This window comes from Corynebacterium sp. p3-SID1056 (genome assembly GCF_025152525.1).
Classification (GTDB): domain Bacteria; phylum Actinomycetota; class Actinomycetes; order Mycobacteriales; family Mycobacteriaceae; genus Corynebacterium.
This window is the reverse complement of sequence record NZ_JALXXL010000013.1, coordinates 47,910-63,874: the sequence shown is the minus strand read 5'-3', so window position 1 is coordinate 63,874 and position 15,965 is coordinate 47,910. Positions and strand designations below refer to the sequence as shown.

14 protein-coding genes are annotated in these 15,965 nt (G+C 63.3%); 3 read left to right on the top strand and 11 right to left on the bottom strand.

Annotation, left to right across the window (positions count from 1 at the left end):
• The 3 genes from M3G14_RS10745 to M3G14_RS10735 form a co-directional block, all read right to left on the bottom strand.
• On the bottom strand, positions 1-2,139 hold a 2,139-nt coding region (locus M3G14_RS10745), incomplete at its 3' end, for a Rib/alpha-like domain-containing protein (RefSeq protein WP_311201372.1).
• 581 nt (positions 2,140-2,720) lie between these two features.
• Entirely contained in the window at positions 2,721-3,803 is a 1,083-nt protein-coding gene (locus M3G14_RS10740; protein WP_259926522.1) for an ATP-grasp domain-containing protein, read from the bottom strand.
• Positions 3,804-3,868: 65 nt separating this feature from the next.
• On the bottom strand, positions 3,869-5,158 hold the full coding sequence (locus M3G14_RS10735) for an adenylosuccinate synthase (RefSeq protein WP_259926521.1): 1,290 nt from the start codon (positions 5,156-5,158) through the stop codon (positions 3,869-3,871).
• Positions 5,159-5,208: 50 nt separating this feature from the next.
• Between M3G14_RS10735 and M3G14_RS10730 the strand changes: the two genes are divergently transcribed.
• Entirely contained in the window at positions 5,209-6,132 is a 924-nt protein-coding gene (locus M3G14_RS10730; RefSeq protein WP_259926520.1) for a hypothetical protein, read from the top strand.
• A gap of 379 nt (positions 6,133-6,511) precedes the next feature.
• Positions 6,512-7,363: a PRC and DUF2382 domain-containing protein gene (locus M3G14_RS10725; protein WP_259926519.1), complete on the top strand. Its 852-nt coding sequence runs from the start codon at positions 6,512-6,514 to the stop codon at positions 7,361-7,363.
• Positions 7,364-7,394: 31 nt separating this feature from the next.
• Here the strand turns inward: M3G14_RS10725 and M3G14_RS10720 are convergent, their stop codons facing one another.
• From M3G14_RS10720 to M3G14_RS10685, 8 genes are all read right to left on the bottom strand, one after another.
• Complete coding sequence (locus M3G14_RS10720; protein WP_259926518.1) at positions 7,395-8,564, bottom strand: aromatic acid exporter family protein; 1,170 nt, start codon at positions 8,562-8,564, stop codon at positions 7,395-7,397.
• 88 nt (positions 8,565-8,652) lie between these two features.
• Complete coding sequence (gene fbaA / locus M3G14_RS10715) at positions 8,653-9,687, bottom strand: class II fructose-bisphosphate aldolase (RefSeq protein ID WP_259926517.1); 1,035 nt, start codon at positions 9,685-9,687, stop codon at positions 8,653-8,655.
• Between the two features lie 54 nt (positions 9,688-9,741).
• Positions 9,742-10,863 (bottom strand): glycoside hydrolase family 76 protein, encoded by a 1,122-nt coding sequence (locus M3G14_RS10710; protein ID WP_259926516.1) that lies wholly within the window; start codon positions 10,861-10,863, stop codon positions 9,742-9,744.
• Positions 10,864-11,038: 175 nt separating this feature from the next.
• Positions 11,039-11,701 (bottom strand): TrmH family RNA methyltransferase, encoded by a 663-nt coding sequence (locus tag M3G14_RS10705; protein WP_259926525.1) that lies wholly within the window; start codon positions 11,699-11,701, stop codon positions 11,039-11,041.
• Complete coding sequence (gene pyrE, locus M3G14_RS10700) at positions 11,685-12,227, bottom strand: orotate phosphoribosyltransferase (protein ID WP_259926515.1); 543 nt, start codon at positions 12,225-12,227, stop codon at positions 11,685-11,687. The genes M3G14_RS10705 and pyrE overlap by 17 nt, the downstream gene beginning before the upstream one ends.
• Positions 12,228-13,448, bottom strand: coding sequence for a hypothetical protein (locus tag M3G14_RS10695; RefSeq protein ID WP_259926514.1), 1,221 nt, complete (start codon positions 13,446-13,448; stop codon positions 12,228-12,230).
• 36 nt (positions 13,449-13,484) lie between these two features.
• Complete coding sequence (locus tag M3G14_RS10690; RefSeq protein ID WP_259926513.1) at positions 13,485-14,327, bottom strand: sulfurtransferase; 843 nt, start codon at positions 14,325-14,327, stop codon at positions 13,485-13,487.
• Between the two features lie 55 nt (positions 14,328-14,382).
• Positions 14,383-14,796 (bottom strand): DUF4265 domain-containing protein, encoded by a 414-nt coding sequence (locus tag M3G14_RS10685; RefSeq protein ID WP_259926512.1) that lies wholly within the window; start codon positions 14,794-14,796, stop codon positions 14,383-14,385.
• A 154-nt stretch (positions 14,797-14,950) separates the two neighbouring features.
• Here M3G14_RS10685 and adhP point away from each other — a divergent pair, with 154 nt between their 5' ends.
• The gene (gene adhP, locus M3G14_RS10680; protein ID WP_396122252.1) at positions 14,951-15,964 is read left to right on the top strand and encodes an alcohol dehydrogenase AdhP; all 1,014 of its coding nucleotides are present in this window, start codon (positions 14,951-14,953) and stop codon (positions 15,962-15,964) included.
• Position 15,965: the final 1 nt, after the last annotated feature.

Genomic DNA, 15,965 nt, shown 5'->3' with positions numbered 1-15,965 from the left:
CTCCGTCACCACGGCCGCGTTTGTAGCAACCTTGAACGGTGCTTCACCGCGGGTAACAATTCGGCCCTGGGTGACCGGTTTGCCGTCAGCGTCGACCTTCTGATCACCGTTCTCATCAAGGACCGGAACCTGCAGATCTTCATTACGCATCACCACCGGGAACGTAATCGTCTTACCGGCCTGCTTCGCGTTCGGTGTGAAGGTCACAACACCGGTAGCCGGATCAACCCTGACCTGGTCCTCAGTGACACCCTCCGGCAGTTCACCGAGCTCGAACTTGGCCTTCCCAGGCTTGTCTTCGACCTCACCGGTCTCCGGGTTATCAAAGATCGGCTCAGCAGTAGCTTCTTCGCCGTCCTTCGCTGGAACCTCGTCGTAGTCCAGGTACTCACGAGTCACAGCGAACGCATCCTGTGCCAGCACCAGATCGTTCTTCGGGTCCGGGTCACCGTCGGCGGCCTTGAGACGAGCAGTGAACGTGTCACCAGTCTGGGCACCGGTCGGGACATCCAACTCACATTCCGGGATCTTGGTAGCGGAGTCCGCCTTAGCGGTTGCACAGGTCTTGACGACCTTGCCGTCCTTGTCGACCCACTCGATGTAGTAGTTCAGATCATCCGAGATCGGCAGACCGGAGGTGTCAGTCGTAACCTTCTCTCCAATCGTCGCCCAGTTATCAGTGGTGTTCTTGTCCACCACATCGAACTTCAACGCCTGCGGAGCAAGCACGATATTCCAGCCCGTGTAGCCATCAGTGGTGTTACCGATCAAGGCACCGTCGCCGCCAAAGAGCTGTGCGTTACCGCCAGAATTCAAGTCAGCACCGAAGCCCGGGCCCGCCCACTGACCAAGCGACCACGGGTACAACGTACCGATATTGTCCGGCAGCGGGTTGCCATCCTTGCCAAGAATGCTGACGTAGCTCCAGTGCATGTTGACGTGCTTGGAGTTGAGGCCACCGTTCTCCCAAGCTCCCTCACCGTGGGAACCTGCGAGCTTGCCGAACTTGTCTTCAGCCACAATTCCACGGCTCTTGTGGGAGTTGCCGTAGATACCCTTCCAGCGCAGCTCGAACTTACCGTCAGCGCCGGTGGTGGTAGTCAAAGTTTCTGCGATCCAGCCTTCTGGATCCGCCGCTACCTGCTCATTGATCCACTTCTGCAGACCCTGCTCATCGGCAGGGGTCCAACCCTTGCCACGCAGCGTCTTACCCGCAAAGTTATCCTTCGCGTACGCCTCAATCTTGTTCACCGCGTCATCGGTGAGGTAGGAGCCAACAACCTTCAGGCCAGCGGCAGGAATGTCCTTGCCGCCAAAGGAGCTCACGGTGTTGTGGTTCAAAGCGCCCTGCAGCACGTCAAGGTTCCAAAACGCCCGACCAGCGTAGGTACCACCGTTACCACCCGTACCGGTGCTTTGCGCCCATTTATTCTCTGGGAGATGCTGCGGCAGTTTGTCCTTCTGGGCATACTGGATGGTCATGCCGGTGATCTTGTTGTCGCCCCACACGGCATCACCCTGGGTGGTCGGCGTCGTGTTTGCGCCGATGCCCGGGAAGATACCCGCTGCAGGCTGGTGCACCAGCCGGTACTTATCCGTCATGTCCTCCGGAAGCTCCGTCCACACGCGGATCTTCTCGCGGTTCTCATCCCGAACCCAGTCAGCATCATCATCCAAGTTACCTACACTGGCATCCGCACGGAACTCACGCGTCACACCAAGCGCATCAGTGTACGGTGCCATCTTGATGGTGAAGTTACCGTTTTCATCACTTTCGGTGTAGTACACAGGCGAGGAGTGCTGAGTATTCTCACCCTCGTACCACTGGGCATAAATCTTGACACCCTCAAGTGCCTTACCGGACTCTTGGACGTTCCCGAAGCCAACGGCAGCCTCAACAATCTCCTTCACAGAACCGGAGATGGTGCCCTCTTGGTCCGCTTGACCCGGGGAGTGAATAGCCTTATCGCTACCCGATGCCGGAGCCTCAGCTGCCGGCTGATCCTCTTGCGCATTCGCAACCGCGGCGTACGAGGAAGCAGGGGCTACCGCCTGAGCAAACGGCGTCACCAGGGCGAACGAAAGCGCTGCTGCCGCAATCGAGGTCCCGCGACGGCGAGAAATATGATTCTTCTTCATTTTGTGAAGTCTTCCTTCCACGAAGAGTTCTGGGATACAGGGAAAGCCCACATCAGCGCCTGTCTTCCAGCTACGCATTCAGCAGGGAGTCATGCCGCTCGAACTTTCACACTTGTAAATATAGTGAAGATCACCTGTCCGACATCCAGCCATTTCCCAGACTGCTTTCACCACATAAGAACCTCTCAGTACGCCGGTTCACCCTCAAGCCAGGCGCCACATACCCCACCCTTGCTGGCAAAACATCACAGCGTCAGCACAAAGGAGCGCCCGAGTGTCAGAATTTCGCCATAAAATCGCGCACACCACCCAGCTAGAAGCGCCTACCTTTTTCTCAGCCTAATTTCGCCGGATGTTCGAACCCTCAACACACGCTAGCGCCATCAATGGACAACTGTCCATATGCAGCCGCAGCTCAATCGCCCAATGCAATTAAAACACTGAATAAAACAGCCATACCCAGGCAGCACTGTACGAACGTCCACCTTTTAGCACCACAATACAGTTAGGAATACAATAATAATTTCAACCCACCCCAACAACGGGGGTATTTCCAACCCCATAAACCAATGCCGGCTGTCCTACTCCGCTTCCCGCAGGAAGTGCGCAGCCGCCGCCGCACGCTCGCGCGCCTCCTCTACACTGTCCGCGGTTGCCAGCACCATGACGGTGTCCTCGTGTACTTGGACGGTGGCTTCTTCCACCGCCATCGCCTGTGCGATCTGCTCGGTTGTCGGGTTTACGCCGTGGAGGAAGGTGGCGGCACCGGGTGAGGTGAGCGTGACGTCGATAGGCAGGCCCGCGGTTGCTCGCGCATGCAGATCGAATTGGTCCACACGCTGCGTATTGCGGGTGAGCAGGCCGTCGGCGTCGGGGCGCGGGGTGGCCTGGGAGAAATACACCTCGTCGCCGTCGACAAACAGCTCGATCGAGTAGACGCCGCGGCCAGCGATCGCGCCGCTAATACGGGCAGCAATGGAGCGCGCGTTGTCCGCAGCGGCCTGCGAGAGGGCCGCGGGCTGCCAGGTCTCCACGAGCTTGCCATCCTCGTGGCGGGTGCCGATCGGCTCGCAGAACCACGTGGCCAGCTCGCCGGTCGCCGGATCGATCGAGCGAGCCGTAAGGATGGTGACCTCGTAGTCGAAGTCAATGTACTGCTCCACCGCCACCGGCTCGCTCTCGCCGGATTCGGACTCGGAGGCGGCGTGCGCCTTCGTCCACGCCTCGTGCAGCTCGTCGGCTGCTCGCACGACGGACTGGCCCTCGCCCGCGGTTGAGCGGCCCGGCTTGACCACCAGCGGGTAGCCGACTTGCTCGGCGCACGCCTCGAGTGCTTCGGGGGAGTCGGCGAACTGATACGCCATCGTCGGCAAGCCGAGCTCTTCCGCTGCGGTACGCCGCACCCCCTCGCGGTTGCGGGTCATGCGGCAGGCCTCGACCGTGGGGAAAAGCTCGCAGCCGGAGGTCTCCACCAGCTCGCGCAGCTTGGCCAGGTCGGTGCCCTCCCCTGCCACGGTGATGTCCGGGCTCATCGCACCCGGCGCGCCCTGCTCAAAGGTGCCAACCTGCACCTCATAGCCCAGGCGGCGGAACGAGGACGCAAGCTCCTCCTCCACCTCAGATGTGCCCAGAATCAGCACCTTGGAGCGCTTCGCCGTACTCATAGGCGCATACTCTATGCCTCCACATTGCCCTGGGCAAACAGGCGCGCTGGGAAAACGCCGCTGGGTTAGCGAGCAAGCACGTCGTTGCGCACGATGGTCTGGTCGCGGCCCGGGCCGACACCGATGTAGCTCATCGGCGCGCCAGAGAGCTCCTCGAGGCGCAGGACGTAGTCCTTCGCCTTCTGCGGCAGCTCCTCGAAGCTGGTGCAGCCGGTGATGTCCTCGTCCCACGCCGGCATGGTCTCGAAGATGGGCTCCGCGTGGTGGAACTGGGACTGGGTCAGCGGCATTTCGCCGAAGCGCTCGCCGTCGACGTCGTAGGCCACGCAGATCGGGATCTCGCCGATGCCGGTGAGCACGTCGAGCTTCGTCAGGAAGAAATCGGTGAAACCGTTGACGCGCGCGGCGTAGCGGGCGATCACCGCGTCGTACCAGCCACAACGGCGCTTGCGACCGGTGTTCACGCCGACCTCGCCGCCGACTTCCTGGAGGTAGTCGCCCCACTTATCAAAAAGCTCCGTGGGGAACGGGCCCGCGCCCACGCGCGTGGTGTAGGCCTTCACAATGCCCAGCGAGGCCGTAATCTTCGTCGGACCGATGCCTGCGCCCACGCAGGCACCGCCGGCGGTGGGGTTAGAGGAGGTGACGAAGGGGTAAGTACCGTGGTCGACGTCCAGCATGGTGGCCTGGCCGCCCTCCATGAGCACGTGCTTGCCTTCGTCGAGTGCCTTGTTCAGCGTGTACTCCGCGTCGATCACCATCGGCTTCAAACGCTCGGCATAGGACATGAAGTAGTCCATCACCTCGTCGGGCTCAATGGCCTTGCGGTTGTACATCTTGACCAACATCTGGTTTTTCACATCGAGTGCAGACTCGATCTTCTGGCGCAGGATCGACTCGTCGAAAATGTCCTGCACGCGCAGGCCGACGCGAGCGACCTTGTCGGCGTAGGTGGGGCCGATGCCGCGGCCGGTGGTACCGATCGCGCGCTTGCCCAGGAAGCGTTCCTGCACGCGGTCCAGCGTCTGGTGGTACGGGGCCACCATGTGCGCGTTGCCAGAGATGCGCAGGCGGGACGCGTTCGCGCCGCGGGCCTCGAGACCGTCGATCTCTTCAAACAGCGCCTGCAGGTTCACCACCACGCCGTTGCCCAGGATCGGGGTGGCGTTTTCGCTCAGCACACCGGCCGGCAGCAGTTTCAGCTCGTACTTTTCGCCGCCGACCACCACGGTGTGCCCGGCGTTGTTACCGCCGTTGGGCTTCACCACGTAGTCGACCTTGCCGCCGAGGATGTCGGTGGCCTTCCCCTTGCCCTCGTCGCCCCACTGGGCGCCCACAATGACGATGGCGGACATTTTGACTCCTTATATAGGCAGTAATCCGCGCTTATTGTAGCGTGACCGGTATGCGGTTGATTCATTGCGCGTGCGCAACCACAGTTTCCATCCCGGGTGCCGAACACCACGACCTCAGTGAGGTGCCCTCGCGCAAGGAGTTGCGCTTTCTCGACGCCGCGGCCAAGGATGTCCTGCCAGAAGACCCCACCCCGTCTTTGGCCGAGATCCAGGCCTCGCCGAATGTGGCGCACATGGGAGCGCCCGGCCGCGCCCCGCAGCAGCCCAGCGAACGCCTCCGCATCATCGTCTCCGGCTCCGACAAGGCCCTTGCCGCCGTACTCACCCGCATGATGCGCGGCGACTACCTATGGGCCGAGGTGGCGTACGTCCCGGTGGACCCGCACTCCCCTGCCGCGGTGGGATGGGGGCTCAGCGGCCTCACTACCGACGAGGCATGCGCGCTCGCCTGCGAGGGCCCGGTCACGCCGTCGCCGTGCGTGCGCACCGATACCGGGGACGTGGTTGCGGGCGCCGCCTCGATCTACCGGGGCGAAGGGGATGAGGAATACGTCGGCGAGATAGTCGTCGACTCGCAGCGCCTGGTCTACCGCAGCGGCGAGGACGCGTCCGCCCGCTTTCACGGGCAGTTCGGGGCTCGCCTGGTGCCAACCCCCGGCGCGCCCGGCATCGCATCCACGCCGATTGTCACACCGCTGGTTTCTCACGGCCCTATCTCGAAGCGTTCGCCGGAGCAGCTCGAGCGGATGACTCGCAATCCGCTGCTGCGTCGTTTCACGCAGAGGGCGGGCGTGGCACCCGGCCAGACCGATGGTTCGCGGGTGCTCACCGGGCGCGCGCTGCAGTCCGGCGGCGAGGCAATCACGGTGGAGCTTGACGGCGTGCGCCGGCCGCGCACCGTCGAGCGGGTGACCTTTTATCGACATTTACGCGACATCCAAAGCGTGAAAATGACCCCGCACGAGGATATGTGACATATCTCACACGGTGAATTCTCTACGCTCGCAGTGAGCGAGATGTTATCGCTCCGATACATTCAGCGGACACTCAGTAAGCGCTCAATGTCGTTTGCGGACCACGTTTTCGCAGGTCACAGAACTGGTCTGGCGATTGTACCGATACCTTGACGATGTGTCACCCGCCTACATGTTCGATCCGCTGCGTTCGGGGTCGAACCCATTGCTTAGCACTGCACGTTTGGCAGAAGCGTCCTACGTTGGATTGTGTTCGCAACGCAGCGGAGCACACGCTCCACACAGTGCAAGCGAGACCGCCACCGCAATGCCAGCGGTCGGCGGGACACATTAGTTAGACCCCCAGAATGAAACTGCAACAAAGGAGCTTTTAAGCACCATGGCTGAGACCAATCGCATTGAAGATCTTGCAAACGCTACCGCATTCGACGTCGACGGCGACAAGGTCGGCGGCGTCAAGGACGTCTACGTCAACGACACCACCGGTCAGCCGGACTTCGTTTCCGTCAACCACGGCCTGTTCGGTGCTGGCACCTCCATCGTCCCGCTGCGCGGCCACACCCTGCGCGACGGCGAGCTGCACCTCGCGTTCCAGAAGGATCGCATCGAGGACGCGCCGGATCTCGACGAGAACGGCCACCTGACCACCGACGACCAGGATGCCTTCTACCGCCACTACGGCCTGACCGAGACCAAGGACGTCACCACCTACGACACCGGCCGCCACGCCGCAGCTGGCACCGGTGCAGGTGCGGCCGCTGGTGCCGCTGGCGCAGGTGCTGCTGCAGGCGAGCGTCGCGAGGTGGAGACCGACGCTACCGCTGCGGGCGCTCGCACCGACGCTGCCGACAAGGACGCGATCATCCGCTCCGAGGAGCAGCTCAACGTACAGAAGGACCGCGTTGAGTCCGGCCAGGTCCGTCTGCGCAAGTACGTCGTCAACGAGACCGAGACCGTCGAGGTCCCGGTCGAGCGCGAGGAGGTTCGCGTCGTCCGCGAGCCGATTACCGACGCCGACCGCGCAAACTTCGACGGCAAGATCGGCGAGCAGGAGGCTTCCGTCACCCTGCACGAGGAGCGCGTCAACGTGTCCAAGGAGTCCGTCCCGGTAGAGAAGGTCTCCCTGGAGAAGGACACCGTCCAGGACACCGAGCGCGTCTCTGAGGAGCTGCGCAAGGAGCGCTTCGACACCGACGGCGTCGAGGGCGTTGTCGACGGCGACAAGAAGTAAATAGCCGCCGCTTTTCGTACCCGCCTGAGCTTTACTCGTGGTAAAGCTCAGGCGGGTACTTTGGTGTGTGCGAGGTCGGCGCCAGGACCGCCACCGCGGACTCCCTGGACATACCACCGGTCTCAAGCAAATCCACAATGAGCGAACGGGTCTGCGCCAAAATGGCGTAGGCGGACAGCACCGCGTTTTCCGGCAACGCGTCCATCGAAGCGCGCTGTCCCGCCACGCGCAGCTCGTTGACGATACGCGGGATGGTAATCGCCTGCGCCTTGCGGGATTCGCCCCCATAGACCTCGGAAAACTCCAGGCACACCTGCGAAAGCGTGTCCAAGAGTTCAATCTGTTCCTCAGTCACCTCGTCCCTGTCCTCACACAGCACGCGCGCACGTCGCGCCAATACACGGGTCGTACGCACGGCGTTGTCCACCGGCGGGATCACGCGTGACAGCGAGTTGATATAGCGGCGTACACCCCATAGGAACGGGGAGATACGCGTCGACTCCTTGCCCGACTTCACGGCCGAGGCCATTCGGTCAATGTCGGTCTGCGAACCGCGGATGGATTCTAGTGCTTCGTCGATGATGTGGGGGTCGCCGTTGGAAAGCCCCGACGCGACGTCGTCAAGCACTGAGCTCAAAATGCCCATCACCTTCGAGATCTCGGCGCGCGCACCCTGCATTGGCCCCTGGGGGAGGAGCGCCAACGTGGCCATCGAGACCGCCACGCCGATGATCGCGTCGACTGTGCGGTCGAGGCCGGTGACCTCGCCACCCGGCGGCATAATCGTGGCGATCAGCACCGAGCCGATCGCCACCTGGTTGTTCACCAACTGCGATTTCGAGAGGAAAGACGCGATGAGCAGCGCCCCCGACACGATCAGCGCGATCTGCCAACCGCCCTCGCCAAGCCGGTAGAACAACAAATCGCCGACCAGCACGCCGAGGATGCAGCCGATTGCCAAATCCCACGCCTTGGTCAGCCGGTCCCCGCCGGTCATGCCGATCATGATGATCACAGAAATCGGTGCGAAGAACGGGCGCTGGTGGTCAAAAATATCTTTCGCGATCCAATACGCGACGCCGGAAGCGAGGCCGATCTGCAGAATCGGCAGCATCCGCTTACGCACACGCAGTAGGCGCGAATGGAGCGACTTATCCACCTGCTTAAGGCGCTCGCGCGTACTCATCCTCTCTTTGGCCATGCCAATACCCTAACCCCTCACCTCGTGCCCAGACACACAAAAAGCGCCGCCCCAGCGGGACGGCGCTTGGAAGCGCAGCTGCGAAAGCTTACTTCGCTACAGTGTGGCCCACAGCGTGCAGGTCCTGGCAAGCCTCGATGACGCGCTCCGTCATGGAGGCCTCAGCCTTCTTCAGGTAGGAACGCGGGTCGTAGGCCTTCTTGTTGCCCACCTCGCCGTCGACCTTCAGCACACCGTCGTAGTTTTCAAACATGTGCGAAGCCACCGGGCGAGTAAACGCGTACTGCGTATCGGTGTCCACGTTCATCTTCACGACGCCGTAACGCAGCGACTCCTCGATCTTCTCCTTCTCGGAGCCCGAGCCGCCGTGAAACACGAAGTCGAAGGGACGAGCGCCCTCCTCCAGGCCCAGCTTCTTCGCGGCGACCTTCTGGCCCTCGTCCAGCACCTCCGGGCGCAGCTTCACGTTGCCCGGCTTGTACACGCCGTGGACGTTGCCGAAAGTGGCTGCCAGCAGGTAGCGGCCGTTCTCGCCGGTGCCCAGGGCGTCGATGGTCTTTTCAAAGTCCTCCGGGGAGGTGTAGAGGTTTGCGCCGGCCTTCGCCTCAACGCCGTCCTCTTCGCCGCCGACGACGCCGATCTCTGCCTCGAGGATGATGTTGGCCTTCTTTGCCTTCGCCAGCAGCTCCTGCGCGATCTCGAGGTTCTCATCGATCGGCACCGCAGAGCCGTCCCACATGTGGGACTGGAACAGCGGCAGCTCGCCGCGGTCCACGCGCTCCTGGGAAATAGCCAGCAGCGGACGCACGTACTCGTCCAGGACCTCCTTCTGGCAGTGGTCCGTGTGCAGCGCAATGTTGACGTCATAGTGCTGCGCGATCTCGTGCGCGAATGCGGCCAGCGCCTGAGCACCCGCCACCTTGTTCTTCACGCCCAAGCCGGAGCCGAACTCAGCGCCACCGAGGGAGAACTGGATGATGCCGTCAGACTCAGCCTCAGCGAAACCCTTAATCGCCGCGTTGATGGTCTCCGAGGACGTGCAGTTGATGGCGGGGAAAGCGTAGCCGCCCTTCTTTGCACTATCCAGCATCTGGTTGTAGACCTCAGGAGTAGCAATTGGCATGGGGAAAAACCTCCAAAGTTGCGGGTAGGTAGTACGTGTTCCAGTATGCCCTTTTTACAGCCCCGGTGCATTGGAAATTCGCGCCGCCGCCTCGAGCAGCATCCAACCCGAAAGCTGCACGGACAAATCGCGCTCGTCGATGCGCAAAAGCCCCACCGCTTCGCTGATGCTCGCAGGGCCTAACCCGTAGTTGTGCGGCAGCTTGGCGTCCTCCGTCCACTCGGCGGCGAAGACGGGCAGCCCGTCGACCTCAAGGCGGTGCTGCCACAAGGACTCGGCGGATGCGCGCACGAGGCGAGCGGCAACCCGTTTCGTCGCAATGTTTTCGCGACTGTCCTCCGGCATCCGCACCGCCACCTCCGCCAGGTAGCGCGCCAGGATCCCCTTAAAGAGGCCCCCATCGCCGTCGCCAGATTCGTACTTTGGGCTAATGATGACGCCTTGCGGGGTGGCCAGGTGCAGCGCAATCGCCTGCACGATCGCCCGGATATGGGTGATGTAGAAGACGGAGGCGTCCGCGCGCTCGGAGTTGGCAAAGGAGTCGATGGGCTCGTTGTGTGCCAGCCCCACTTCATTGCGCAGCGCCAACGCGATCTCCAGGCTCGCGCCAAGCACGGTGCCCTGGTTGTAGGTATAGATCTTTTCCACCACCTCCGGGCCGTGCATGCGCATCCGGATGCCGTCCTCCAACAGCCCGTTCTCGCGCACCAGGTTGTCAAAGATCCAGTCGAGCACCTGCCGCGACTTATCCAACCGCCCGGTGCGCGCAAACAGAATCGCCGCCGGCCCGTTCGAGGGCACGTTATAAAACGTTTCCCCTCGGCGCCACGGCAGCACGCCGGTCACCGGGTCGATGCCCGCAAGCAGGTCAAACTCGAGCTGGTTCAGTGCCTTCGTGCGGCGCACCCCATCCAGTGCGAGCGCGCGGTTCCACGCCAACGCCAGCCACGCCTTATCGTCGTAGTACTTGTTGGCGGTGAGATTGCCGCCCGTGCGGTAACTGATAGCGCGCAGCGTGTCCTTCACGCGGTGGCGACGCTCCATCGACGGGTCGCGCAACGCCGCGTCGACCTGACAGTCCAGGTAGTGCGCCTGCCACCAGTAGTGCCAGTGCCAGAAGAAGCGATCCTTCGCCCCCGGGGGCCAGGTCACCACAGCCAAGTTGGTCCGCGGCATCTTCCACAGCTTCTGGGCGTGCCGCTTGTGAATCGCTTGCTCAGCAAGATCGGCACGCCGTGGCCACGGCGACCCGGGTTCTGACACTTCTGCTCCCAACACCTGCAACGAGTTCGTACGGTCTTTAATCTTGCCAGAGTCCGCTGGGACGTTGCAGTGATATATCCACCGATTTTTACCAGGCCTGGCGCAGGTCCGCGTGTTGGCGCACCCACGCGTGCATCGCAATGCCCGCAGCGACGCCCGCGTTAATAGAGCGAGTCGAGCCGAATTGGGCGATCGAGCACGTCATACTCGCTGCGTGCTGGGTTTCCTCCGTAATGCCGGGTCCCTCCTGGCCGAAGACGAGCACGCAGCGCTTCGGCAGCTTTGCCGTTTCCAGTGGAACGCACCCCGGGGTGTTGTCGATGGCCACGACGGGGATGTCTACTTCACTCGACCACGCTGCGAAGGCCTCGACGCTCTCGTGGTGGTGGATGTGCTGGTAGCGGTCCGTGACCATCGCACCTCGCCGATTCCACCTTTTGCGGCCGATGAGGTGTACCTCCTTCGCCAAAAAGGCGTTAGCGGTGCGCACGACCGTGCCGATGTTCATGTCGTTTTCAAAATTCTCGATCGCCACGTGGAACGGGTGCCGGCGGCTATCGAGCTCCGCCACAATCGCGTCCATGGACCAGTAGCGGTAGGCATCGACGACGTTGCGTCGGTCGCCGTTGGCCAGTAGCTCTGGGTCCAGGCGGGCGTCGTTAGGCACGGGCCCCTCCCACGGGCCGACGCCGTGGCGACCCTCATTCCATTCCGTGGGGCCCTTCCCCGGATCTTCAGGCAAGGTCCAGATCCTCGAGGCCGAGGAGGAAGCGGTACTCCAAGCCCGCGTCCTCGATGACCTTCGCGGCGCCGGTTGCTCGGTCGACCACCGTGGCGACAGCGACGACCTCGGCACCCTCGGCGCGGCAGGCCTCGACTGCGGTCAGCGGGGAGTTGCCAGTCGTGGTGGTGTCCTCGACAACCAGCACCTTCTTGCCCACGATGCTCGGGCCCTCGATGCGGCGCTGCATCCCGTGCTTCTTCGCCTCCTTGCGCACCACGAAGCTGTCGATGTCGCGCCCCTCGGCGTGCATCACCGCAGTTGCCACAGGGTCCGCGCCCAGGGTCAGGCCGCCGACAGCGTCAAACTCCAGGTCCTTGGTCAACTCGCGCAGCTGTGCGCCAATCAGGCGGGAGGCCTCGTGGTGCAGGGTGGCACGGCGCAGATCCACGTAGTAGTCCGCCTCTTTGCCGGAGGACAACGTCACCTTGCCGTGGACAACCGCGAGCTCCTTGACCAGGTCTGCAAGCCGTGCTTTGTCTGCTGTGTTGCTCATCTACTCTTCCTCTTTCTCTGGTTGCTCTTGCTGCGCATCGTCGAAAATTGACGAGGGTTCCTGCGTTCGTCGCACGCGCGTGAGATCGGTGGGTTGCTCCTCCGGGGTGCCGTCTGCAATCGCGGCGACCTCATCGCCGCCGAGATCGCTGTAGTCCACCTGGCCGCGCACCGCACCGGTCACCCTCGTCGGCATCTCGAGCGGCTCGTCGGGGCGTTGTACGTGCGGCTCTTCTGGCTCCGGGCGCGCCGCCGGTCGCAGCTGCGTCTGCGCGTCCTGCGGCAGTGCCTGCTCAGGCATGTCTCGGGTGGCGAAGCCAAATTCGAGCTCGTCCGCAGTTTCCGGCGGGAGGGTCCGTGCGGCATCGGCGAGCAATGCAAGCGGAGCCAGGGTTTCGTCCCATTGCGCCGCCGCCGACGAGCGATCCATCTCGGCGAGCACCCAGTCGGACTCGAACCACGCAGCGGTGACTGCCTCCGGGAGAGAGTCCAGCGCAGTACGCACTCGCACGTCCAAGAAGCGCTCGACCGCGCCGGCATGAGTGCCCAGTACGGTAAAGCCTTCGGCTTCTGTCACCGTGACGAGGTCAGCGGAGGAATCGGCGTGGAAACCAGCGCGTCGCATATCGACGACCACGTCACTGATCCGGCCCGTATCCATCGCAATGACGGTGACACCGCCCATGTCCATCACGTGCGTCGCGTGACCGTAGATCGACCCCGAGGCAATATCTTTCGGCATCGCTCCCGCGGCCGCAGCGCCGCGCTGCCACTCACCCACGAGTTCATCGCTGTGCTTGGCAAAGCTAAACCCGTGGCCTTCTGCCCATGCCTTGCGCTCGCGCCGCGATGCGCCGGGGAATTGCAGGCCGGACTTCCGGTGCGCCCGCGGCGCGGGCTTCGGAGCGGGCTCCGGCTCTGGTTCGGGCTCTGGTTCGGGTTCGGGCTCTGGTTCGGGAGCTGGCGCGGGCTCTGGTTCCGGCTCAGGTTCTGGTTCCGGCTCCAGAACCGGCTCAGGTTCAGGAGCCGGCTCTGGTTCGGGAGCCGGCTCCGGTTCGGGCTCAGGTTCACGCGGGGCAGCAGGTGCAACGGGTTCGGCTGCAGGGGCGGGTTCGACGGGTGCAGCCGAGTCACGGGAGGGGCGCTCGCGCGCGTCGCTAAGCCAAAGCGCAACTCCGGCTGCAATGACGAGCAGCGCTAGAACAATGAGTAAAGGTGCCATCGCGAACTGATGTTACTGCCTTGCCTTGCCTGCCCGTTACACGTCCGTGGCAACGGGGTTGGACTTCTCTGCACTCCACTGCGACCAGCCGCCCACGTAGTGCTTCACCACGGGCAGACCGACGTGCTCCATTGCAGCGATCAGCAGGGCGGAGTGGTTGCCGGAGCCGGAGTAGACGATCACCTCAGACGGGTCGACATTCTGGGTCAGGCCCACTGCGGCGAGACGATCGCGGACCTCCTCTACCGAGCGCAGCGTCCGCGTCTCCTTTTCAAACAGGTCGTAGACCGGGAGGTTCAGCGCACCGGGGATGTGGCCTGCGCGCAGGTCCAGGTTCTCTTTGCGGCCGGCGAAGCGGTCGGCCCCGCGGGCGTCGATAAGCAGGCCCTGAAACTCGCGCACTTCCGACATCTCTGCAGTTGGCATGCTTCCCGGGCGGGTCGAAACCTTGCGCCTGACCGCGGGCGAGCCCGGGCCCGCAATCGTGTGGAACCCGCGGCGATCCCAGTCCGCGAATCCACCGTCCAAGATGTGGACGCCCTCGATGCCCATCCAACGCAGCACCCACCACGCGCGCGACGCGTACAGGCCGTTGCCTTGGTCATACGCGATGATCGGACGACCGGCGCCGATGCCCCACTTGCGGATCGCCCGCTCAACCACCGCCGGCGCCGGCAGCGGGTTACGGCCGTTGCGCGAGCCCGGCAGGCCCGCGAGGTGCGCGGCCGGGTCGCAGAACTGGGAGGTCGGGATGTGCTCGGACCGGTACTTGGACACGGCCTTGCCTTCCTCGGACTCCCATAGGGACGCGAGGATGGTGTTCTTCTCGCCGGCGCGGATGCGCTGCCGGAGGTCTTCCGCGGAGACAAATACGCTCATGGCAGCCAGTGTAACCGGCGTACGCGCCCGCCACAGGCCGAAGTATCGCTACTGTTTAGGCCATGTAGCCGGGGGCCTGCTGAATCACGCCTTCCGCCTCAAGCCCATCGAGCCACTCGCGGATGCCTTCGATCGGGCAATCCGGGCCAATGCTCGCCGCAAGCATGCCACCCGGCCCGAGCTCGACGCGGCACCCGAACGCCAGAAGGGTCTCTGCGATCTCGTGCGGCTGCTGCCCCTCCGGCAGGATGCGCATTGTCGACGCCCCGCCGCGCACCACCACGCTGTCGACGTGCCAATTGCCGCCGACGCGCACGCACTCGACGATGTCGCCGACGGCCAGCGAGACATCGACGAAGGGGACGCTCGCCACCACGAAGTGGTTCCCGCCCAGGCTGTGCGCGGCCAACTGTTCATTTTCCACCCCGGGCATCGCCACCCGGGTGAGAATCGTGGTGGGGTACTGCATGCCTCGCAGCCTACCGCGCGCGTCAAATGGGTGGGTCGATATTGACACGGGGGTATAGGTGTTGCCCCCGTCACGTTTATTTCAGTAGCATGGCGTGCGTCACTACATTCTCTAACTCCAAGGAGGGAGACCACAATTGACTGCCCCTACTTCCATGCGCGCCGCCGTGGTCAAGGAATTTGGCCCCGAACTGCACGTTGAAGAGACAAAACTACCGACCCCTGGCCCCTTCCAAGCCCTGGTGAAGCTGCACGCCTCCGGTATTTGCCACACCGATCTGCACGCAACAGAAGGTGACTGGCCGGTCAAGCCGGAGCCGCCATTTATTCCCGGCCACGAAGGCGTCGGTGAGGTCGTCGAGCTCGGCCCCGGTGAGCACCCAGTCCAGGTCGGCGACATGGTCGGCAACGCATGGCTGTGGTCCTCGTGCGGGAAGTGCGAATTCTGCCGCACAGGACGTGAAACTTACTGCGCCCAAGCCGAATACGGCGGCTACACCGTGGACGGCTCCTTTGGCCAGTACATGCTGGTGGATACGCGCTACGCACCGCGCATTCCCGAAGGCGCAGACCCAGTGGAGGTCGCCCCTATCCTGTGCGCAGGCGTGACCGTCTACAAAGCGTTGAAGGTGACCGAGACCAAACCCGGCCAGTTCGTCGTGATCTCGGGTATCGGTGGCCTCGGCCACGTTGCCGTGCAATATGCCGTCGCGATGGGCATGCGAGTGGTCGCCATCGATATCGCGGACGAGAAGCTGGAGTTGGCCACGAAGCTGGGTGCCGAATTCACGGTCAACGCGGCGGACCAGGACCCGGCAGAAGCGGTACAGGAATACACTGCGGGTGGCGCGCACGGCATCGTCGTCACCGCCGTTCACCCAGCCGCGTTCGGCCAGGCCATCGGCATGTGCCGCTCCGACGGCACCATCGTTTTCAACGGTCTGCCGCCGGGAGATTTCCCCGCGCCTATCTTCGACATCGTGCTGCGTGGCATCACCGTCCGCGGCTCCTTGGTCGGAACCCGCCAGGATATGGCTGAAGCGCTGGATTTCTACGCCCGTGGCAAGGTGGTGCCACATGTCACCGCCTGCGAGCTTGACGACGTCAACGAGGTCTTCGAGCGAATGCGCCAAGGCAAGATCGACGGGCGCATGGCAATTCGCTACTAAC